Source organism: Pseudomonas sp. G1002 (assembly GCF_013385455.1).
In the GTDB taxonomy this organism is placed as follows: Bacteria; Pseudomonadota; Gammaproteobacteria; order Pseudomonadales; family Pseudomonadaceae; genus Aquipseudomonas.
Genome location: NZ_JACAPY010000016.1, coordinates 234613 through 256268, shown reverse-complemented (window position 1 = coordinate 256268; position 21656 = coordinate 234613). Strand labels below are relative to the sequence as shown.

General features: G+C 61.8%; 19 protein-coding genes. 12 read left to right on the top strand and 7 right to left on the bottom strand.

The genetic code is table 11. The features are described 5' to 3' along the window. Positions 1-101 precede the first annotated feature (101 nt). The gene (locus HX801_RS07380) at positions 102-1043 is read left to right on the top strand and encodes an AEC family transporter (protein ID WP_003216066.1); all 942 of its coding nucleotides are present in this window, start codon (positions 102-104) and stop codon (positions 1041-1043) included. Here HX801_RS07380 and HX801_RS07375 read toward each other — a convergent pair. The 6 genes from HX801_RS07375 to gatC form a co-directional block, all read right to left on the bottom strand. Beyond that, entirely contained in the window at positions 1040-1420 is a 381-nt protein-coding gene (locus HX801_RS07375) for a carboxymuconolactone decarboxylase family protein (protein ID WP_003216068.1), read from the bottom strand. The genes HX801_RS07380 and HX801_RS07375 overlap by 4 nt on opposite strands. Then, the gene (locus HX801_RS07370) at positions 1417-2463 is read right to left on the bottom strand and encodes a calcium/sodium antiporter (protein ID WP_032899620.1); all 1047 of its coding nucleotides are present in this window, start codon (positions 2461-2463) and stop codon (positions 1417-1419) included. The genes HX801_RS07375 and HX801_RS07370 overlap by 4 nt, the downstream gene beginning before the upstream one ends. A gap of 59 nt (positions 2464-2522) precedes the next feature. Next, positions 2523-2894 carry a septal ring lytic transglycosylase RlpA family protein gene (locus HX801_RS07365; RefSeq protein WP_003216071.1) on the bottom strand — a complete coding sequence of 124 codons (372 nt, stop codon included), beginning with the start codon at positions 2892-2894 and terminating at the stop codon, positions 2523-2525. A 193-nt stretch (positions 2895-3087) separates the two neighbouring features. Further along, positions 3088-4533, bottom strand: coding sequence for an Asp-tRNA(Asn)/Glu-tRNA(Gln) amidotransferase subunit GatB (gene gatB, locus HX801_RS07360; protein WP_003216073.1), 1446 nt, complete (start codon positions 4531-4533; stop codon positions 3088-3090). A 10-nt stretch (positions 4534-4543) separates the two neighbouring features. Beyond that, a complete protein-coding gene (gene gatA / locus HX801_RS07355; protein WP_008437245.1) occupies positions 4544-5995 on the bottom strand; it encodes an Asp-tRNA(Asn)/Glu-tRNA(Gln) amidotransferase subunit GatA in 1452 nt (483 codons plus the stop codon). Between the two features lie 16 nt (positions 5996-6011). Then, positions 6012-6299 (bottom strand): Asp-tRNA(Asn)/Glu-tRNA(Gln) amidotransferase subunit GatC, encoded by a 288-nt coding sequence (gatC, locus tag HX801_RS07350; RefSeq protein ID WP_003216077.1) that lies wholly within the window; start codon positions 6297-6299, stop codon positions 6012-6014. Between the two features lie 210 nt (positions 6300-6509). Here gatC and mreB point away from each other — a divergent pair, with 210 nt between their 5' ends. The 8 genes from mreB (at position 6510) to tldD (ending at position 17708) form a co-directional block, all read left to right on the top strand. Beyond that, positions 6510-7547 carry a rod shape-determining protein MreB gene (gene mreB, locus HX801_RS07345; RefSeq protein ID WP_002555108.1) on the top strand — a complete coding sequence of 346 codons (1038 nt, stop codon included), beginning with the start codon at positions 6510-6512 and terminating at the stop codon, positions 7545-7547. 140 nt (positions 7548-7687) lie between these two features. Then, entirely contained in the window at positions 7688-8797 is a 1110-nt protein-coding gene (mreC, locus tag HX801_RS07340; protein WP_080673268.1) for a rod shape-determining protein MreC, read from the top strand. Further along, positions 8797-9285, top strand: coding sequence for a rod shape-determining protein MreD (mreD, locus tag HX801_RS07335; RefSeq protein ID WP_003216081.1), 489 nt, complete (start codon positions 8797-8799; stop codon positions 9283-9285). Before mreC ends, mreD begins: the two co-directional genes overlap by 1 nt. Positions 9286-9335: 50 nt before the next feature. Beyond that, positions 9336-9932 carry a nucleoside triphosphate pyrophosphatase gene (locus HX801_RS07330; protein ID WP_003216083.1) on the top strand — a complete coding sequence of 199 codons (597 nt, stop codon included), beginning with the start codon at positions 9336-9338 and terminating at the stop codon, positions 9930-9932. A 70-nt stretch (positions 9933-10002) separates the two neighbouring features. Beyond that, positions 10003-11460: a ribonuclease G gene (rng, locus tag HX801_RS07325; protein ID WP_003216085.1), complete on the top strand. Its 1458-nt coding sequence runs from the start codon at positions 10003-10005 to the stop codon at positions 11458-11460. Between the two features lie 76 nt (positions 11461-11536). Further along, on the top strand, positions 11537-15352 hold the full coding sequence (locus HX801_RS07320; RefSeq protein WP_177021836.1) for a YhdP family protein: 3816 nt from the start codon (positions 11537-11539) through the stop codon (positions 15350-15352). 48 nt (positions 15353-15400) lie between these two features. Further along, a complete protein-coding gene (locus HX801_RS07315; protein WP_008437218.1) occupies positions 15401-16249 on the top strand; it encodes a carbon-nitrogen hydrolase family protein in 849 nt (282 codons plus the stop codon). A gap of 16 nt (positions 16250-16265) precedes the next feature. Next, complete coding sequence (gene tldD, locus HX801_RS07310) at positions 16266-17708, top strand: metalloprotease TldD (RefSeq protein WP_010170608.1); 1443 nt, start codon at positions 16266-16268, stop codon at positions 17706-17708. Positions 17709-17753: 45 nt separating this feature from the next. On the opposite strand, the gene yjgA is transcribed toward tldD, so the two are convergent. Then, a complete protein-coding gene (gene yjgA / locus HX801_RS07305) occupies positions 17754-18275 on the bottom strand; it encodes a ribosome biogenesis factor YjgA (protein ID WP_003216092.1) in 522 nt (173 codons plus the stop codon). A gap of 108 nt (positions 18276-18383) precedes the next feature. On the opposite strand from yjgA, the gene pmbA reads away from it, so the two are divergent. The 3 genes from pmbA (at position 18384) to HX801_RS07290 (ending at position 21643) form a co-directional block, all read left to right on the top strand. After that, the gene (gene pmbA, locus HX801_RS07300) at positions 18384-19730 is read left to right on the top strand and encodes a metalloprotease PmbA (RefSeq protein ID WP_003216094.1); all 1347 of its coding nucleotides are present in this window, start codon (positions 18384-18386) and stop codon (positions 19728-19730) included. A 148-nt stretch (positions 19731-19878) separates the two neighbouring features. Beyond that, positions 19879-20274: a hypothetical protein gene (locus HX801_RS07295; protein ID WP_008434319.1), complete on the top strand. Its 396-nt coding sequence runs from the start codon at positions 19879-19881 to the stop codon at positions 20272-20274. Further along, on the top strand, positions 20267-21643 hold the full coding sequence (locus tag HX801_RS07290) for an aspartate ammonia-lyase (protein WP_008434316.1): 1377 nt from the start codon (positions 20267-20269) through the stop codon (positions 21641-21643). The genes HX801_RS07295 and HX801_RS07290 overlap by 8 nt, the downstream gene beginning before the upstream one ends. Positions 21644-21656: the final 13 nt, after the last annotated feature.

Sequence of the window (21656 nt, the reverse complement as noted above, 5' to 3'; positions counted from 1 at the left end):
GTGGGAGCGGGCTTGCTCGCGAAAGCGGTAGTCCAGACGAAGCTGGCCATGCTGGCTTATCATTAGCCACCTACCGACGCCCACCCAAGGTTCTCTCCGGCATGCTGGCAATCTTCCTACAAACCCTGAACATCACCGCGCCGGTGTTTGCCATGCTGTTCCTGGGCGTCCTGCTCAAGCGCATCAACTGGATCAACGATAACTTTATCCACATCGCCTCGGCTCTGGTGTTCAACGTCACCATGCCGGCGTTGCTGTTCCTCGGGATTCTCCATGCCGACCTGCATTCAGCCCTCAAGCCCGGCCTGCTGATCTATTTCGCCGTCGCCACGCTGCTGAGCTTCGCCCTGGCCTGGGGCTGGGCGATCTTCCGATGCCCGCGGGAAGACCGTGGCATCTACGCCCAAGGCGCTTTCCGTGGTAACAACGGGGTGATCGGCCTGGCGCTGGCGGCCAGCATGTACGGCGACTACGGGATTTCCCTTGGCGCGGTGCTCGCGGCGCTGGTGATCCTGTTCTACAACACCCTGTCGACCATTGTGCTGGCGGTGTACAGCCCGGTGATCAAGTCCGACCCGTGGAGCATCTTCAAGAGCGTGCTGGCCAACCCGTTGATCATCAGCGTGATCGCGGCGGCGCCCTTCGCGTACTTCCAGATTGGCTTGCCTGGCTGGCTGGAATCCTCCGGGCAGTACCTGGCGGACATGACGTTGCCATTGGCGTTGATCTGTATCGGTGGCACGTTGTCGTTGGCGGCGCTGCGCAAAAGCGGCGACATGGCCCTGAGCGCCAGCCTGATGAAGATGGTCTGGCTGCCGGTGATCGCGACCCTGGGGGCGTGGCTGCTGGGGTTCCGTGGGCCGGAGTTGGGGATTCTGTTCCTGTACTTCGGCGCGCCCACGGCGGCGGCCAGTTTTGTCATGGCGCGGGCGGCGGAGGGCAATCATGAACTGGCGGCCGCGATTATCGTGATCACCACCTTGATGGCGGCGGTGACCACGAATATCGGGATTTTCGTGTTGCAGGCGGGTGGCTGGATCTAGGCGTCTTTCTGGTAGCTGTCGATCACTTCCTGCGCGGCGCGGAAGGCGTCAATGGCCGCCGGCACACCGGCATACACCGCACAATGCAGCAGCGCCTCGCGAATCTCCTCCACAGTGCAACCGTTGTTCAGCGCGCCGCGCACGTGGCCCTTGAGTTCCTGCGGGCACTTGAGGGCGGTCAACGCGGCGAGGGTGATCAGGCTGCGGGTTTTCAGCGGCAACCCTTCGCGATTCCACACGCTGCCCCAGGCATGCTCGTTGACGAAATCCTGCAGCGGCTGGCTGAACTCCGTGGCATTGCCCAGCGCCCGATCGACAAACACATCACCCATCACCTGGCGGCGCATTTCAACGCCGGGCTTTTTCTGTTCGGTCATTGCGATTCCCTCTTGTGTTGGCGGCGCCAGGCTTGCAGCGAGGTGAACAACAGGAAAGCCACCAGCGCTGGCAGGACGTAATACAGCATCAGTTGTTCAAGCTTGTTGGCCAGCGGCATGCCGAAGGTGAACGACACCACGTGCAGCCCGTACACCAGGTACAGGCCCAGGAACACCAGGCCTTCGGCCCGGGTGACGCGGTAGCCCGAATAAAACACCGGCAGGCACAGGGCGACCACGCCGAGCATTACCGGCAGGTCGAAATCCAGGGCATTGGGCGACACCGACAACGGCGAGGGCGCCACGAGGGCGGTAAAGCCCAGCACCCCAAGCAGGTTGAACAGGTTGCTGCCGATCACGTTGCCCACGGCAATTTCCCGCTGGCCGCGCAGGGCGGCGATCAGCGAGGTGGCCAGGCAGGGCAGGGAAGTGCCGACGCCAATCAGCGTCAGACCGATGATGCGTTCCGACAGGCCCAGGTCAGAGGCCACGTCCACCGCCGCGCCCAGCAGCAGGTGCCCGGCCAGTACGAGGATCAACAGTCCACCGAGCATCAGCAGCACGCTGCTCAGCCACGGCGCCTGCACCACAGTGTCCCGGGTGCGCGGGCGGCGGGAGTGGCGGGTCTGGTAGAGCAGCACGCCGAGGTAGGCCACCAGGGCCACCAGCAGTAACAGGCCATCGATCGGCGTGAGTTCTTCATTGGCGGCTAGCACAAACACCAGCAGGCTGGCGATGATCATCATCGGGATATCCAGGCGTACCAGTTGCCGGGAGACCCGCAGCGGAATGATCAGGGCTGCCAGGCCAAGGGTCACGAGGGTGTTGAAGATGCTGCTGCCGATCACACTGCCCACGGCGATGTCGGTGTTGTCCGCCAGGGTCGCTTGCAAGCTGATCGCCATCTGCGGCGCGCTGCTGCCGAAGGCGACGATGCTCAGGCCGATGATCAGCGGGCGCACCTTGAGGCTGGCCGCCAGGCGCACGGCGGCGCGCACTAATACTTCTGCGCCGAAGATCAACAGCAGCAGGCCGCTGATCAGTTCGATCAGGCTAAAGGGCGAGAGGGCGGTTAATGCGGAAATGGCCTGGGCTCCGTCGGTCAGTTGCTGAGGGCTTGCACGCGAACGCGCGCGGTGCCGCTGCCGATCATACCGATCTGTTCGGCGGCCTTGCGTGAAAGGTCGATCAGGCGCCCACGGGTATGCGGGCCGCGATCATTGATGCGGACAACGACGCTTTTGTTGTTGTCGAGATTGGTGACCTTCACCTGCGTGCCGAAGGGCAGGCGACGATGGGCGGCGGTCAGGGCATTCTGGTTGAACGGTTCACCGCTGGCAGTGCGGTTGCCGTGGTGTTTGGCGCCGTAGTAGGACGCGGAGCCGGTTTCGTCATAGCCGTTGGGGTCGATGAGGCCGCTGGCGCAGCCGGCGAGCAGAGAGAACAGGGCCAACAGGCCGAGTAGACGCTTCATTTTCAAGGTTTCCCCCTTACAGATGTGGGAGCGGGCTTGGGTGGGAGCGGGCTTGCTCGCGAATGCAGTGTGTCAGGCAACGAATAGGCTGACTGATCCACCGCTTTCGCGAGCAAGCCCGCTCCCACACAAGCCCGCTCCCACAAGGGGTCAGAGTTGGACGTGAGGTCCTGCTCCGACCATTTCACCGCGTTTAGCCTTCGAGTTTGCTTTTCAGCAGTTCGTTGACCTGTTGCGGGTTGGCCTTGCCTTTGGAGGCTTTCATCGCCTGGCCGACAAAGAAGCCGAACATCTTGCCGCGCTTGGCTTCATCCGCCGCACGGTATTGTTCAACCTGCTCGGCATTGGCTGCCAGCATCTCGTCGAGTACGGCCGAAATCGCGCCGCTGTCGGTGACTTGCTTCAGGCCGCGCTTTTCGATGATCTCGTCAGCGTTGCCTTCGCCGGCGGCCATGGCTTCAAACACGGTCTTGGCGATTTTGCCGGAGATGGTGTTGTCCTTGATCCGCAGCAACATGCCGCCCAACTGTTCTGCCGACACCGGTGCCTCGTCGATTTCCAGGCCCTGTTTGTTCAACAGGCTGCCCAACTCAACCATCACCCAGTTGGCCGCCAGTTTGGCGTCGCCGGCAATGCTCACGACTTTTTCGAAGTAGTTGGCTTGCTCGCGGCTCGACGCCAGCACGCTTGCGTCATACACCGAAAGACCGAACTGCGCCTGGAAACGCTCGCGTTTCTGCGGCGGCAGTTCCGGCAGCGTGGCGCGCACGTCAGCCAGGAACGAGTCCTCGATGACCACCGGCAACAGGTCCGGATCGGGGAAGTAACGGTAGTCGTTGGCTTCCTCCTTGCTGCGCATGGCGCGGGTTTCGTCTTTGTTCGGGTCGTACAGGCGGGTCTGCTGGATCACCTTGCCGCCGTCTTCGATCAGCTCGATCTGGCGACGTACTTCGGTGTTGATCGCCTTCTCGATGAAACGGAACGAGTTGACGTTCTTGATCTCGCAGCGGGTGCCGTATTCGGCCTGGCCCTTTGGCCGCACCGACACGTTGCAGTCGCAACGCAGGGAGCCTTCGGCCATGTTGCCGTCGCATATCCCGAGGTAACGCACCAGCGCGTGGATCGTCTTGACGTAGGCCACGGCTTCCTTGGCGCTGCGCATGTCCGGCTCGGAAACGATCTCCAGCAGCGGGGTGCCGGCGCGGTTCAGGTCGATGCCGGTGGCGCCGTTGAATTCTTCATGCAGGCTCTTGCCGGCATCTTCTTCCAGGTGCGCACGGGTCACGCCGACACGTTTGATGGTGCCGTCTTCCAGCGGGATGTCCAGGTAGCCCTTGCCGACGATCGGCAATTCCATCTGGCTGATCTGGTAGCCCTTGGGCAGGTCCGGGTAGAAGTAGTTCTTGCGGGCGAACACGTTGTGCTGGCCGATCTCGGCATCGATGGCGAGGCCGAACATCACTGCCATGCGCACTGCTTCCTGGTTCAGCACCGGCAGCACGCCGGGCATGCCCAGGTCTACCAGGCTGGCCTGGGTGTTGGGTTCTGCGCCGAACGTGGTGGCGCTACCGGAGAAAATCTTCGATTGGGTGGCGAGCTGGGTATGAATCTCCAGCCCGATCACGACTTCCCATTGCATAGTGTTCTCCTCAGAAGCCGGTAGGGGTGCGAGTGTGCCAGTCAGTGTTCAACTGGTACTGGTGCGCCACATTGAGCAGGCGGCCTTCCTGGAAATACGGGGCGAGCAGTTGCACGCCCACCGGCAAGCCATCGACGAAACCTGCAGGCATGGACAAGCCCGGCAAACCGGCGAGGTTGGCGGTGATGGTGTACAGGTCTTCCAGGTACTCGGCGATCGGGTCGCCGGTCTTGGCGCCGATCTTCCAGGCCGGGTTCGGCGTGGTTGGGCCGAGGATCACGTCGACTTCATTAAAGGCAGCCATGAAGTCGTTCTTGATCAGGCGACGGATCTTTTGCGCCTTGAGGTAGTACGCGTCGTAGTAGCCGGCCGACAGGGCGTAGGCACCGACCATGATCCGGCGTTGTACTTCCGCGCCGAAACCTTCGCCACGGGAGCGCTTGTACAGGTCGGTGAGGTCTTTCGGGTTTTCGCAGCGGTAGCCGAAGCGCACGCCGTCGAACCGCGACAGGTTGGAGGAGGCTTCTGCCGGGGCGATCACGTAGTAGGCCGGAATCGCGTGCTGGTTGTTCGGCAGGCTGATTTCCTTGATCACGGCGCCGAGCTTTTCCAGCTCCTTGACGCTGTTGTGCACCAGTTCGGCGATGCGCGGGTCGAGGCCGGCGCTGAAATACTCTTTCGGCACGCCGATGCGCAGGCCTTTGATCGAGGTATTCAGGCTGGCGCTGTAGTCCGGCACGGGTTCATCAATGCTGGTGGAGTCCTGCGGATCGAAGCCTGCCATGCCTTGTAACAAAATTGCGCAGTCTTCAGCGGTGCGTGCCAGGGGGCCGCCCTGGTCGAGACTGGAGGCGTAGGCAATCATGCCCCAGCGGGAAACGCGACCGTAGGTCGGTTTCAGGCCGGTGAGGTTGGTGAAAGCGGCCGGTTGGCGGATCGAGCCGCCAGTGTCGGTGGCCGTGGCGGCAGGTAACAGACGAGCGGCAACCGCGGCCGCCGAACCACCGGACGAACCGCCGGGCACGTGCTCAAGGTTCCACGGGTTTTTCACCGCGCCGTAGTGGCTCGACTCGTTGGCCGAGCCCATGGCGAATTCGTCCATGTTGGTCTTGCCCAGGGTCACGGCCCCGGCAGCGGCCAGCTTGGCGACCACAGTGGCGTCGTAGGGCGCCTTGAAATTGTCGAGCATCTTCGAGCCGCAGCTGGTGCGAATGCCCTGGGTGCAGAACAGGTCCTTGTGGGCAATCGGCGCACCCAACAGGGCGCCGTTCTCACCGTTGGCGCGACGTGTGTCGGCGGCCTTGGCCTGGCTCAGGGCCAGCTCTTCGGTGATGCTGATGAAGCTGTTGACCTTAGGGTCCAGCTCGGCGATACGCGCCAGCAGGGTCGTGGTCAGCTCTTCGGAAGAAAACTTTTTGTCGGCGAGACCGCGGGCGATCTCGGCCAGAGTCAATTGATGCATTGCAGGCTCTTTCCCTTTAGTCGATGACTTTCGGAACCAGGTACAGGCCGTTTTCGACCGCTGGCGCGATGGACTGGTAAGCCTCGCGATTATTGCGCTCGGTCACGACGTCGGCGCGCAGGCGCTGGCTGGCTTCCAGCGGGTGAGCCAGGGGCTCGATGCCGTCGGTATTCACGGCTTGCATTTGGTCGACCAGCCCGAGAATGCTGTTCAGGGCTGCGGTGGTCTGTGGAAGATCGGCTTCATTGAGGCCCAGGCAGGCCAAATGAGCGATTTTTTCCACGTCGGAGCGTTCAAGCGCCATGGGATTCTCCAGTGGAAAACAGAACGGAAGCTATCCGTGTGTTAGATTGTAGGAACACTACCGCATTTCTACGGTCATATGGCCGCGATTGTGGGGGTTGGTGCACAGAAAGTCGGCCAATTTAGCACATTGGCGCCTTGCCCAAAATCCCTGTCGTTGTTAGAGTTTGCCGCACTTTTTTACCCACGCGTTGCCTAGGGTCCCTTTCCCATGTTCAAGAAACTGCGTGGCATGTTTTCCAGCGATCTTTCCATCGACCTGGGCACTGCCAACACCCTTATTTACGTGCGCGAGCGCGGTATCGTCCTGAATGAGCCATCGGTTGTGGCCATTCGGACCCATGGTAATCAGAAAAGTGTCGTTGCCGTTGGCACCGAGGCCAAGCGCATGTTGGGCCGAACACCGGGCAACATTGCTGCCATTCGTCCGATGAAGGATGGCGTGATTGCTGACTTCAGTGTCTGCGAAAAGATGCTGCAGTACTTCATCAACAAGGTTCACGAAAACAGTTTCCTGCAGCCCAGCCCTCGTGTGCTGATCTGCGTTCCGTGCAAGTCCACCCAGGTGGAACGTCGTGCCATCCGTGAGTCGGCCCTTGGTGCCGGTGCCCGTGAAGTGTTCCTGATTGAAGAGCCAATGGCCGCTGCGATCGGTGCCGGCCTGCCGGTTGAAGAAGCGCGCGGTTCGATGGTGGTGGATATCGGTGGTGGTACCACTGAAATCGCCCTGATCTCCCTCAATGGTGTGGTGTATGCCGAATCCGTACGGGTTGGCGGCGACCGCTTCGACGAAGCGATCATCACCTACGTGCGTCGCAACTACGGCAGCCTGATCGGCGAATCCACCGCCGAGCGCATCAAGCAGGAAATCGGTACCGCTTACCCGGGCGGCGAAGTTCGCGAAGTCGATGTTCGCGGTCGCAACCTGGCCGAAGGCGTTCCACGTGCCTTCACCCTGAACTCCAATGAAGTGCTGGAAGCTCTGCAAGAGTCCCTGGCCACCATCGTTCAGGCGGTGAAGAGCGCCCTGGAGCAATCGCCTCCGGAACTGGCTTCCGATATCGCCGAGCGTGGCCTGGTACTGACCGGTGGTGGCGCCTTGCTGCGCGACCTCGACAAGTTGCTGGCCCAGGAAACCGGTTTGCCAGTGATCGTCGCTGAAGACCCGTTGACCTGCGTCGCCCGCGGCGGTGGCCGTGCACTGGAAATGATGGATAAACACACCATGGACCTGCTCTCCAGCGAATAAGAATTTGCTGGTTTGCCCATGTTTCGCTCACAGGCAGCACTTTGCAGTGCTGCCTGTTGGCGTTTATCTTCTTCAATCTGCATCCAGGCCGGTTTGATGCCGTATGAATAAAGAAAACATTTGCCTGGGAGGAGCGGCTTATTAAACCGCTTTTTTCCAAAGGCCCCTCATTGGGCGTGCGCCTGTTGGTGCTGGTCGTGCTATCGGTTGCGCTGATGGTGGTCGATGCCCGCTTCACACTGCTCAAGCCAGTGCGTAGCCAGATGTCGCTGGTCCTGATGCAGACGTACTGGATCACTGACCTGCCGCAGCGTCTCTATCAGGGTGTCGCCAGTCAATTTGGCAGCCGCACCGAACTGGTGGCGGAGAACGAAAAACTCAAGACCGAAAACCTGCTGCTGCAGGGGCGCATGCAAAAGCTCGCGGCCCTCACCGAGCAGAACGTTCGGCTGCGCGAGTTGCTCAATTCCTCTGCGCTGGTCAATGAGAAGGTCGAAGTGGCCGAGTTGATCGGTATGGATCCGAACCCCTTCACCCATCGCATCATCATCAACAAGGGTGAGCGCGACGGCGTAGTCCTTGGCCAACCGGTGCTCGATGCCCGTGGCTTGATGGGCCAGGTGGTGGAGTTGATGCCTTATACCTCCCGCGTGCTGTTGCTGACCGACACCACCCACAGCATCCCGGTGCAAGTCAACCGCAACGGCCTGCGGGCGATTGCCAGCGGTACCGGTAACCCGGAACGCCTGGAGTTGCGTCACGTCGCAGACACCGCCGACATCAAGGAAGGCGACCTGCTGGTCAGCTCCGGCCTGGGTCAGCGGTTCCCGGCAGGCTACCCGGTCGCGACGGTCAAGGAAGTGATCCACGATTCCGGCCAGCCGTTCGCCATTGTGCGCGCCGTGCCGACCGCCGCATTGAACCGCAGCCGTTACCTGTTGCTGGTGTTCAGTGACAACCGCACCCCGGAAGAGCGTGCCAACGAAGCCGCCCAGGCCCAGGAAGCGGAAGACAAGCAAAACGGCACCGCGCCGATCATTCCGGCCACCGTACCAAAGCCGGCTGCACCTGCTGCCCCGGCAGCCGCTCCGGCAACGCCAGCCGCGCCGGTTGCGACACCGGTCAAGCCTGTGGCCCATAGCGCGCGTCCGGCCAAGCCTGCGGCTGCAACACCTGCCGCTGCCAAACCGCCCGCCGCCGCCAAACCACCGGCCGCGGCCCCGGCAACCACTCGGCAGAGGGAAGAATAATGGCCGGTACTCATTCGCGTAACGGCTGGATCGTCTGGCTGACCTTTGCCATCGGCTTGCTGCTCAGCGTTTCGCCGCTGCCGCAATTCATGGAGATCCTGCGCCCGCTGTGGCTCGCCTTACTGCTGGCGTTCTGGGCCCTGGCGCTGCCGCACAAGGTCGGGATGGTCACGGCCATGTGCCTGGGGCTGATGGAGGATGTGCTCTACGGCACCCTGCTCGGGCAGAACGCGCTGATCCTGACCCTGATTACCTTCCTGGTGCTGTCATTGCAGCAGCGCCTGCGGATGTTCCCGATGTGGCAACAGTGCCTGGTGATCCTGGTGATCTTCGGCCTGGCGCAGTTGGTACAGCTGTGGCTCAGCGCCTTGACCGGCAACCGCCAACCGACCCTGGCGCTGGTGTTGCCCGCGCTGGTCAGCGCGCTGTTGTGGCCCTGGGTCAGTTTTGGCCTGCGTGGATTGCGTCGTCGCTATAAAATCAATTGAATGGATCGCGAGGCTCTGCCTGGTTATCGAACCCTACAGGGAGAGTCTGCATGAATTCGCTTTATCTGGCCTCGGGCTCCCCGAGGCGGCGTGAGCTGCTGACACAGATCGGCGTGCCGTTCACCGTCGTCAGCGCCGCCATTGATGAAACTCCCCTTACAAATGAATCGCCCGCGTCCTACGTAGAACGCCTGGCGCGCGGCAAGGCTGCGGCCGGTCGAGCGACCTTGGCCGATGCCACCGGCGCCTGTGTGCTGGGCGCGGACACAGCCGTGATCCTCGACGGCCGGATCCTCGGTAAACCCGTGGATCAAGCCGATGCCCTGGCCATGTTGCTGGCCCTTTCCGAGCGTGAACACGAAGTGTTGACGGCCATTGCGCTGATTGACGGCCAGCGTTGCGAAACGCAGCTGGTCAGCAGTCGTGTGCGCTTTCGCAGGATTTCAGCGGACGAAGCCACCACTTATTGGCACAGCGGCGAGCCCCAGGACAAAGCGGGCGGCTATGCTATCCAAGGCTTGGCGGCGGTGTTCGTCGCCGGACTCAATGGCAGCTACTCTGCCGTCGTTGGCCTGCCGGTCTGCGAAACCGCAGAACTGCTGGGCCAATTCGGCATACCCTGTTGGCAAAACCTTACCGTGCGCTAAACGCCGTATTCCAGCGCCAAGCCTTAAGCGATCGGTCACTATTGTGAAAACGCCTGAACGAGACCCAGCCATGAGTGAAGAGATTCTGATCAATATCACGCCGATGGAATCGCGCGTGGCGGTGGTAGAGAACGGTGTTCTGCAAGAAGTGCACGTCGAGCGCACCCAAAAGCGCGGGATCGTCGGCAATATTTATAAAGGCAAGGTCGTGCGTGTGTTACCGGGGATGCAAGCGGCGTTCGTCGACATCGGCCTGGACCGCGCTGCGTTTATCCATGCTTCGGAAATCTCCCTGCGCGAAGGCCCTGCGGTTGAAAGCATCAGCGCCCTGGTGCACGAAGGGCAGAGCCTGGTGGTGCAAGTCACCAAGGATCCGATTGGCTCAAAGGGCGCACGCCTGACCACGCAACTGTCGATTCCTTCGCGCTACCTGGTGTACATGCCGCGCACGGCCCACGTCGGTATTTCCCTGAAAATCGAAGACGAAGCCGAGCGCGAGCGCCTGAAAAAGGTGGTCAGTGACTGCGTGGCGCTCGAAGGCATCAAGGAGGCCGGCGGCTTTATCCTGCGTACTGCCGCAGAAGGTGCCGGTGCCGATGAAATCCTCATGGACATCCGCTACCTGCGCCGCCTCTGGGACCAGATCGGAGCGCAGATCAAGACCATTGGCGCCCCCAGCGTGATCTACGAAGATCTCGGCCTGGCCCTGCGCACCTTGCGCGACCTGGTCAGCCCGAAGATCGAGAAAATTCGCATCGACTCGCGGGAAACCTTCCAGCGCACTACGCAATTTGTTGCCGAGCTGATGCCGGAAATCGCCGATCGCCTGGAGCATTACCCGGGCGAGCGGCCGATTTTCGACCTGTATGGCGTCGAAGACGAAATCCAGAAAGCCCTTGAGCGCAAAGTGCCGCTCAAGTCCGGCGGTTACCTAGTGGTGGACCCGGCGGAAGCCATGAGCACTATCGACGTGAATACCGGTGCCTTTGTGGGCCATCGCAATCTCGAAGAAACCATCTTCAAGACCAACCTCGAAGCGGCCACCGCGATCGCCCGCCAGCTGCGCCTGCGCAACCTGGGCGGGATCATCATCATCGACTTCATCGACATGGAAGACGAAGAGCACCAGCGCCAGGTGCTGCGTACCCTGGAGAAGCAACTGGAGCGCGATCACGCCAAGACCAACATCATCGGCATCACCGAGCTGGGCCTGGTGCAGATGACCCGCAAGCGCACCCGCGAAAGCCTGGAGCAAGTGCTGTGCGAGCCGTGCAGCAGTTGCCAGGGGCGCGGTAAGTTGAAGACCCCGGAAACGGTTTGCTACGAGATTTTCCGGGAAATCTTACGGGAGGCACGCGCCTACCAGGCCGAGGGCTATAGAGTCCTGGCTAACCAGAAGGTGGTCGACCGTTTGCTGGATGAAGAATCCGGCAACGTAGCCGAGCTGGAGGGTTTTATCGGGCGCACCATTCGCTTCCAGGTCGAAACCATGTATTCCCAGGAACAATATGACGTGGTGCTGCTCTGATTCGCGTTAGTTCTTATCAACGAGACGGGCAGGCCTTGATCTGCCGTCCGACTATTGCCTTTGAGGGTCGCCTGACATGGAGCGTCTGATACGCTTTTTTGCCGCATTGACCCGCTGGGGCCTCGGCCTGTGCGCCTTGCTGCTGGTATTGGCGGCGGTGTACGTGAGCCTGGGCCGTGAATTGACGCCGTTGGTGGCGGAATACCGTGGCGAAATCGAGGCCAAGGCGCGTATTGCGCTGGATATGCCCGTGAACATCGGCAGCCTGGAAGGGCGCTGGAGTGGCTTCGCGCCGGTATTGTTGGCTCACGACGTGATGGTCGGCGAGGGCAGCAGCGCCCTGCGCCTGGACCAGGTGCAAGTGGTGCCGGATATCTGGGCCAGCCTGCTGGCGCGTGAAGTGCGCATTGCCCACCTGGAAGTCAGCGGCCTGCAAGTCAGCGTGAAGGAAGACCAGGACGGCCACTGGGCGCTGCAAGGCCTGCCGGTGCAGGATGACCAGCCGCTGGATCCCGAACAACTGCTGACGCGCATGCAAATGGTCGGGCAGGTTTCATTGCTCGACAGCCAGGTGACGCTGCAGCCGTTCGACCAGGCTCCGCTGACCTTGACCTATGTCGGCGTGAGCCTGCAGACCGGCGCCAACCGCCAGCGCCTGGACGCGCGCCTGACCCTGCCCGACGGCCAGCCCCTGGCGTTGAACCTGCGCACCCGAATCCGCGCCAGCCAGTGGAAAGACGGCGAAGCCGAGGCTTACCTGAGCTTGCCCCAGAGTGACTGGGCAAAATGGATCCCGGCAAAACTGACCCAGCAATGGAAACTTACCGAACTCAAGGCCGGCGGCGAATTCTGGCTGACCTGGGCCAAGGGCACCGTGCAAAGCGCCGCCGTGCGCCTCAACGCCCCGCAGCTCAAGGGCAGCTATGCCGATCGCAAGCCGACTCATATTGAGAACCTGGCCCTCACTGCGTACCTGCAACGCAGTGACAGCGGCCTCAAGGTGCTGTTTGACTCGCTCGCAATGAACCTCGGCGACACCCGCTGGGAATCGCGCCTGCAACTGCAGCAAACCCTGGCCACCGACAAGGCCCAGGAAGTCTGGAACCTGCAGGCCGATCGCCTCGACCTGACGCCGATCACGCCATTGCTGCACGCCTTGGCACCCTTGCCGGAAGCCGTGGCCACCACCCTGGATCATCTGAAGGCCACCGGCACGCTGCGGAACGTGTTGCTGGATTATCGGCCTCAAGACACCACCGACCAGCGCGTGAGCTTCGCGGCCAACCTCGACCGTATTGGTTTCGACGCTTACTTCGGCGCACCGGCAGCCCGCAATGTCAGCGGCAGCATCAGCGGTGACCTGGGCAAGGGCGAGTTGCGCATGGACAGCAAGGATTTCTCCTTGCACCTGTTTCCGATCTTCGCCAAGCCCTGGCAGTACATCCAGGCCAACGCCCGCCTGACGTGGAAGCTCGACAAGCAAGGCTTCACCCTGATCGCGCCGTATATCAAGGTGCTGGGCGAGGAGGGCAAGGTCGCCGCCGACTTCCTGATTCGCCTGCATTTCGACCATAGCCAGGAAGACTACATGGACCTGCGGGTCGGTATGGTCGACGGCGATGGCCGCTTCACCCCCAAATACCTGCCGGCGGTGTTGAGCCCGGCACTCGATGAGTGGCTGCGCACTGCGATTCTCAAGGGTGCAGTGGACGAGGGCTTCTTCCAGTACCAAGGCTCGCTGAACCACGACGCACTGCCTGCCTCGCGCAATATCAGCCTGTTCTTCAAGGTGCATGATGCCGAGCTGGCATTCCAGCCGGGCTGGCCGCACGTGAGCAAGGTCAAGGGTGAAGTGTTTGTCGAGGAAAGCGGCGTGCGCATCCTGGCCAGCAAGGGCCAGCTGCTCGACACCAAGGTCAATGATATCTACGTCAACATTCCCCACGCCCCCGAAGGCAAGGACAGCCACCTGCTGCTCACCGGCAACTTTGCCGGTGGCCTGGGCGATGGCCTGAAAATCCTTCAGGAAGCGCCGATCGGCACCGCCTCGACCTTCGCCGGCTGGAAAGGCGAGGGCGACCTGCAAGGCAAGCTGGACCTGGATATTCCCTTGGCCAAGGGCGCCGATCCCAAGATCGTGGTGGATTTCAAGACCGACAAGTCCCGCCTGCAACTGGCCGAGCCTACGCTGGACCTGAGCCAGCTCAAGGGTGATTTCCGCTTCGACAGCGCCAAGGGCCTGAGTGGCCAGAACATCAGCGCCCAGGCCTTCGACCGACCGATCACCGCGCAGATTTTCGCCGATGGCAAGCCAGGCGACCTCAACACCCGCGTCACCGCGAAAGGGCAGGTGACCGTCAAGCGGCTGACTGACTGGCTGAAGGTCAGCCAGCCGTTGCCGGTGTCCGGCGATATCCCCTACCAATTGCAGCTCAACCTCGATGGCGCCGACAGCCAGTTGATGGTCAGCTCCAACCTCAAGGGCGTGGCCGTGGACCTGCCGGCGCCGTTCGGCATGCCGGCGAGCCAGGGCCGCGACAGTGTGTTCCGCATGACCTTGCAGGGTAAGGAGCGCCGTTACTGGTTCGATTATGGCGAGTTGGGCAGCTTCACCTTCGCCGCCCCGGCGGACAATTTCGCCGACGGCCGGGGTGAGCTGTTCCTGGGAGATGGCGATGCGGTGTTGCCGGCCGGCAAGGGCTTGCGAATCCGCGGCGTGTTGTCGGAGCTGGATATCGACCCCTGGAAAAAGCTCGTGGACCGCTACGCCGGCAACGACCCGGGTGGCAGTGCCAAGCAGTTGTTGAGCGGGGCCGATTTCAAGGTCGGCAAGCTGACCGGTTTCGGCACCCAGTTCGACCAGGTCAGCTTGCAGCTGGACCGCAAACCCGCTGCCTGGGGCTTGCAGTTCGACAGCCAGCAGGCCAAGGGTACCGTGGGGTTGCCGGACGCCAAGGGCGCGCCGATTGCAGTCAACCTGCAGTACGTGAAGCTGCCTGCGGTGGATCCGACCGTGCAGGCGGATGAAAATGCGCCGGACCCATTGGCTGATGTTGATCCCAAGGATATTCCCGCGCTGGATATCTCGATTGCCCAGTTGTTCCAGGGCCCGGACCTGGTAGGTGCCTGGTCTCTGAAAGTTCGCCCGACCACCAGGGGCATGGCGTTCAACAGCCTGAACCTGGGGCTCAAGGGCATGGTGCTCCAGGGCGCCGGCGGTTGGGAAGGTGCACCCGGTGCCAGCAGCAGTTGGTACAAGGGCCGCCTCGATGGCAAGAACATTGGCGACGTGCTCAAGGGCTGGGGATTTGCGCCGAGCGTGACCAGCGAAGATTTTCACGTGGACGTGGACGGCCGCTGGCCGGGTTCGCCGGCCTGGGTAGGTCCCAAGCGTTTCTCCGGCAGCCTGGACGCCAGTTTCCGCAAAGGCCAGTTTGTTGAAGTGGACGGCGGTGCGCAGGCCCTGCGGGTGTTTGGCTTGCTGAACTTCAACTCCATCGGTCGCCGGCTGCGCCTGGACTTCTCGGACTTGCTTGGCAAGGGCTTGAGTTATGACCGGGTCAAGGGCTTGCTGGCCGCCAGTAACGGCGTGTTTGTAACCCGTGAGCCGATCACCATGACCGGCCCGTCGAGTAACCTGGAGATCAACGGCACCCTGGACCTGGTGGCAGATCGCGTCGATGCCAAGTTGCTGGTGACGCTGCCGGTCACCAACAACCTGCCGATTGCTGCATTGATCGTCGGCGCGCCGGCCATTGGTGGGGCGCTGTTCCTGATCGACAAGCTGATTGGCGACCGTGTTTCGCGTTTCGCCAGCGTGCAGTACAAGGTAGAAGGCCCGTGGAAGGACCCGAAAATCACCTTCGACAAGCCATTTGAAAAGCCAAACTGAGTACCTGTGGAGTAGCATGGCCTCATGCCTTTTCTGGAGTGTGGGCCCATGTCCTTTGCGGTAATTCAAATGGTCAGCCAAAGCGATGTGCTGGCCAACCTGGCCCAGGCCCGGCGCCTGCTGGAGCAAGCGGCGGCGGGCGGTGCAAGGCTTGCGGTACTCCCGGAAAACTTCGCCGCCATGGGCCGTCGCGATGTGGCCGATATCGGTCGCGCCGAGGCCTTGGGCGAAGGTCCGATCCTGCCATGGTTGAAACAGACCGCCCGCGACCTCACCTTATGGATAGTGGCCGGCACTTTGCCGCTGCCCCCAAAGGACCAACCGAACGCCAAGTCCAATGCCTGCTCGCTGCTGATCGATGATCAGGGCGAAATCGTTGCCCGCTACGACAAGCTGCACCTGTTCGATGTCGATGTGGCCGATGCCCGGGGTCGTTATCGTGAATCCGATGACTATGCTCATGGTAGCCAGGTGGTCGTGGCGGATACGCCGGTCGGCCGCCTGGGGCTGACGGTGTGTTACGACTTGCGCTTCCCGGAGCTATACAGCGAATTGCGCGCTGCGGGTGCCGAGTTGATCACCGCGCCCTCGGCCTTTACAGCGGTAACCGGCGCCGCGCACTGGGATGTGCTGATCCGTGCGCGTGCCATCGAGACCCAGTGCTACCTGCTGGCAGCCGCCCAGGGTGGCGTGCATCCGGGGCCCAGGGAAACCTTCGGGCATGCAGCGATCATCGACCCATGGGGGCGGGTGCTGGCACAACAGGATCAAGGCGAGGCGGTGTTGTTGGCCGAACGCGATAGCAGCGAACAGGCGTCGATACGGACGCGCATGCCGGTGGCGGGCCACCGGCGCTTTTTCTCGCAGGGCGCACAGCGACCTGCTTCAGAACGATGAATTTAAGGCCAAACCTATGAGCGAGTTGTTGTCCTCAGTCAGTGAACACCTCCTGGCGCCTGGTGGCGTGACCATCGAAAGCTTGCAAACGGTCCTCGGCGATCTGGCCGGGCCAGGCATCGACGCGGCCGACCTGTATTTCCAGGGGCAGATTTCCGAGTCCTGGGCCCTGGAAGACGGGATCGTCAAGGAAGGCAGCTTCAACCTCGACCAAGGCGTGGGTGTGCGTGCGCAGTCCGGTGAAAAAACCGGCTTTGCCTACAGCAACGCCATCACCCTGGAAGCCCTGGGGCTGGCGGCTCGCGCAGCGCGTTCGATCTCCCGTGCCGGGCAAAACGGCACGGTGCAGGCGTTCAGCACCCAGGACGTGGCCCAGCTGTATGCCCCGGATAACCCATTGGAAGTGATCAGCCGCGCCGAAAAGGTCGAGCTGCTCAAGCGTGTGGACGCGGCGACCCGCGCCCTGGATCCGCGTATCCAGCAAGTCACCGTAAGCATGGCCGGGGTGTGGGAACGCATCCTCGTGGCCTCCACCGATGGCGGCCTGGCGGCGGATGTGCGGCCGCTGGTGCGCTTCAATGTCAGCGTGATCGTTGAACAGAATGGCCGTCGCGAGCGCGGTGGCCATGGCGGCGGTGGGCGTACCGACTACCGTTATTTCCTCACCGAAGACCGCGCCATGGGGTATGCCCGTGAAGCGTTGCGCCAGGCCCTGGTCAATCTGGAAGCAATTCCGGCCCCGGCGGGTACGTTGCCGGTGGTATTGGGCTCTGGCTGGTCCGGCGTGCTGCTGCATGAAGCGGTGGGCCACGGCCTGGAAGGTGATTTCAACCGCAAGGGCAGTTCCGCCTACAGCGGGCGCATGGGCGAGATGGTTGCGTCCAAGCTCTGCACCATCGTCGATGACGGTACCCTGGCCGGGCGTCGCGGTTCGTTGAGCGTCGATGACGAAGGCACCCCGACCGAGTGCACCACACTGATCGAAAATGGTGTGCTCAAGGGCTACATGCAAGACAAGCTCAACGCGCGCCTGATGGGCGTGGCCCGCACCGGTAACGGTCGTCGCGAGTCCTACGCGCACCTGCCGATGCCGCGCATGACCAACACCTACATGCTCGGCGGCGAAAGCGATCCGGCCGAAATCATCGCCTCGGTGAAACGCGGCATCTACTGCGCCAACCTCGGTGGTGGGCAGGTGGACATCACCAGCGGCAAGTTCGTGTTCTCCACCAGCGAGGCGTATTTGATCGAAGACGGCAAGATCACCGCGCCGGTCAAGGGTGCAACGTTGATTGGCAACGGCCCGGAAGCCATGAGCAAGGTGTCGATGGTCGGTAACGACCTGTCGCTGGACAGCGGTGTGGGGACGTGCGGCAAGGATGGTCAGTCGGTGCCGGTGGGTGTCGGCCAGCCAACCTTGAAAATCGATGCGATCACCGTGGGTGGCACGGGGTCGTAAGAACGGGAGCTTCGGGTGGCGAAGGCCGCCACCCGGGGAAGAGGGTCAGCGCAGGCCGCGTTGACTATCGTCCAGCTCACGGATGTATTTGAAGATTTTTCGGCTGGAGGCCGGTGGCTTGCTTTGCGCCAGTTCGTGCTGGGCCTGACGGATCAGGGAGCGCAATTGTTGGCGATCGGCATCCGGGTACTCGATGACGAACTTCTCCAGTACCGCGTCATCGCCAGCGATCAGGCGATCACGCCAGCGTTCCAGGTTATGGAAGCGCTCGTTGTACTGGCGAGTGGAGGCATCGAGTTGATCGAGCAAAGTCAGAATGGCGTCAGTGTCCTGGTCGCGCATCAGTTTGCCGATGAACATGAGGTGCCGTTTACGCGCGATATTCGCGGTGTGCTTGGGCGCATCGTTCAGAGCCCGGCGCAGGGCGTCGGTCAATGGCAGTTTTGCACACAAGTCAGGCTTGAGTGTTGTAAGGCGCTCGCCGAGGTCAACCAGAGCATGCAGCTCGCGTTTGACCTGAGATTTGCTTTTTTCCCCATCGAGGGAGTCGTCGTAAGAATCAACCATGGTGGCAGTCCGCAAAGAAACGCCGCCATGATAACCAGTCGGGGGCCGCTTGTCCGGCCCGGTCGCTAGAAGGCCTTAACCGAAAGCAGAATTTGAGTGGAGAAAACCATGAGTGCAGCCCAAAGCGTCGGTCCGCAAGCGTTACCGGCACTGCAGGAACAAGTCGAGCAGATCATTGCCGAGGCCAAGCGCCAGGGGGCCAGTGCCTGTGAAGTGGCGGTGTCCCTGGAGCAGGGGTTGTCGACATCGGTGCGCCAGCGGGAAGTGGAAACCGTCGAATTCAACCGCGACCAGGGGTTTGGCATCACCTTGTACGTGGGCCAGCGCAAAGGCTCGGCCAGCACTTCTGCCAGCGGCCCGGAAGCGATTCGCGAAACCGTTGCAGCAGCGCTGGCGATTGCCAAGCACACCTCCGAAGATGAAAGCTCCGGCCTGGCTGATGCAGCCCTGATGGCTCGGGACTTGAAGGATTTTGACCTGTTCCATGCCTGGGACATCACCCCGGAACAGGCTATTGAGCAGGCACTGACCTGTGAAGCGGCGGCATTCGATGCCGACAGCCGGATCAAGAACGCCGATGGCACCACCTTGAGTACTCATCAGGGGTGCCGCGTATACGGCAACAGCCACGGTTTTATCGGCGGTTATGCTTCGACGCGTCACAGCCTGAGCTGCGTGATGATCGCCGAAGCCAACGGCCAGATGCAACGTGATTACTGGTACGACGTGAACCGCCAGGGCGAATTGCTGATGGACCCGGTACTCATCGGCCAGCGTGCCGCGCAGCGTGCTGCCAGCCGCCTGGGCGCGCGCCCGGTGCCGACCTGTGAAGTGCCGGTGTTGTTCTCGGCGGAACTGGCCGGTGGTTTGTTCGGCAGTTTCCTTGGGGCGATTTCCGGCGGCAACCTGTACCGCAAGTCGTCGTTCCTGGAAGGTGCGATTGGCCAGAAGCTGTTCCCGGAATGGCTGACCATCGATGAGCGCCCGCACCTGATGCGCGCCATGGGCAGTTCGTCGTTTGACGGTGATGGCCTGGCCACCTATGCCAAGCCATTCGTCGAGAACGGTGAGCTGGTGTCCTATGTGCTGGGCACCTACGCCGGTCGCAAACTCGGCCTGCCAAGCACCGCCAACTCCGGTGGCGTACACAACCTGTTCATCACCCATGGCGATGAAGACCAGGCGGCGCTGTTGCGGCGCATGGGCCGTGGCTTGCTGGTCACCGAGTTGATGGGCCATGGCCTGAATATGGTCACGGGTGATTACTCCCGTGGTGCGGCGGGTTTCTGGGTGGAAAACGGCGAAATCCAGTTCGCCGTGCAGGAAGTGACCATCGCGGGCAACATGCGTGACATGTTCAAGCAGATTGTCGCGGTGGGTAATGACCTGGAACTGCGCAGCAACATCCGCACCGGTTCGGTGTTGATCGAAAAGATGACCGTCGCCGGCAGCTAACCCGCCACAGGCGCCATAAAGAAGGCGCGCCACCCATTGGGTGGCGCGCCTTTTTTTGTGCCTGGAATTCCGAGTGATTTCCTCAGGCTCTTGTTTTGATTCTCAATATCATTTAATAATAAATATCATTACCGAATGAGTGTGGATCATGAGTTCTGTCCTGCATGAGGATCCCTACCTGGAAAGCTGGCGTTGGATGAGTCGTCAGATTCGTTGCGGCCTTGCTCCCGACGAGCCCCGCCTGATCGAACATTACCTGGCCGAAGGCCGGTACCTCGCCTGTTGCACTGCGACCCACCCGTGGACCATCGGCGAAACCTCATTCCGCCTGCTGCTGGACACCGCCTCCGACATCGCCTTGCCCTGGCACTGGCGGTCCATGTGCCTGGACCAGGCCTGGCGCCCGTTGCGCGACCTGGAAAAACTTTCCCACTGTGCCTGCCGCCTCAAGCGCTGGCAGACCTTTGCCTGGCAATTGGCGACCTGCGAATTGCTGCCATCGATTTCTCACTCTGACCTGGTGCAAGGATCTTCCGATGAGTAACACCCGTATCGAACGCGACAGCATGGGCGAACTGCAAGTGCCCGCCGAAGCCTTGTATGGCGCACAAACCCAGCGTGCGGTGAACAACTTTCCCATCAGCCACCAGCGCATGCCGGCGCAGTTCATTCGTGCGTTGATTCTGGCCAAGGCTGCCGCTGCTAAAGCCAACGTCGAGCTGAAACAACTGAGCGAAGCCCAGGGCAAGGCCATCGTTGATGCCGCCCAAGGCTTGCTGGAAGGCGATTTCATGCAGCATTTCCCGGTGGATATCTTCCAGACCGGTTCCGGCACCAGCTCCAACATGAACGCCAACGAAGTGATTGCGACCCTCGCCAGCCGCTTGCTGGGCGAGCCGGTCAACCCTAACGATCACGTCAACTGCGGCCAGAGCAGCAACGACATCATCCCCACCACCATTCACGTCAGCGCGGCGCTGGTGCTGCATGAGCAAACCCTGCCGGCGCTGCTGCACCTGGTCCAGGTGATCGAGCACAAGGCCGAGGAGGTGCACCGTTTCGTCAAGACCGGTCGGACGCATCTGATGGACGCCATGCCGGTGCGCATGAGCCAGGTGCTCAATGGCTGGGCGCAGCAGCTCAAGGCCAATATCGGTCATCTGCAAGACCTGCTGCCGAGTTTGCAGGCGCTGGCCCAGGGTGGCACTGCAGTCGGCACCGGGATCAATGCGCATCCGGAGTTTGCAGCGCGCTTCAGCCAGCAACTGAGCAGCCTGACCCACGTCCAGTTCACCCCAGGCAAGAACCTGTTCGCGCTGATCGGCTCCCAGGACACGGCCGTCGCGGTCTCCGGGCAGCTCAAGACCACCGCCGTGTCCCTGATGAAAATCGCCAACGACCTGCGCTGGATGAACTCCGGCCCATTGGCGGGCCTTGGTGAAATCGAGCTGGAAGGCCTGCAGCCGGGCTCTTCGATCATGCCCGGCAAGGTCAACCCGGTGATCCCGGAAGCCACCGCCATGGTTGCCGCACAAGTCATCGGCAACGACACGGTGATTACCATCGCCGGCCAGTCCGGCAACTTCGAACTCAACGTGATGCTGCCGATCATTGCCCAGAACCTGCTCGGCAGCCTGGAGTTGCTGGCCAACTCCAGCCGACTGCTGGCCGACAAGGCCATCGCCAGCTTCAAGGTCAACGAAGCCAAGCTCAAGGAAGCGCTGTCGCGCAATCCGATCCTGGTGACCGCACTCAACCCGATCATCGGTTACCAAAAGGCCGCCGAAATCGCCAAGAAGGCCTATCAACAAGGCCGTCCGGTGATTGATGTGGCGCTCGAACATACCGACTTGCCCCGCAGCCAACTGGAAATCCTGCTGGATCCGGAAAAGCTCACGGCCGGCGGCGTGTAATCACCGACCCTGC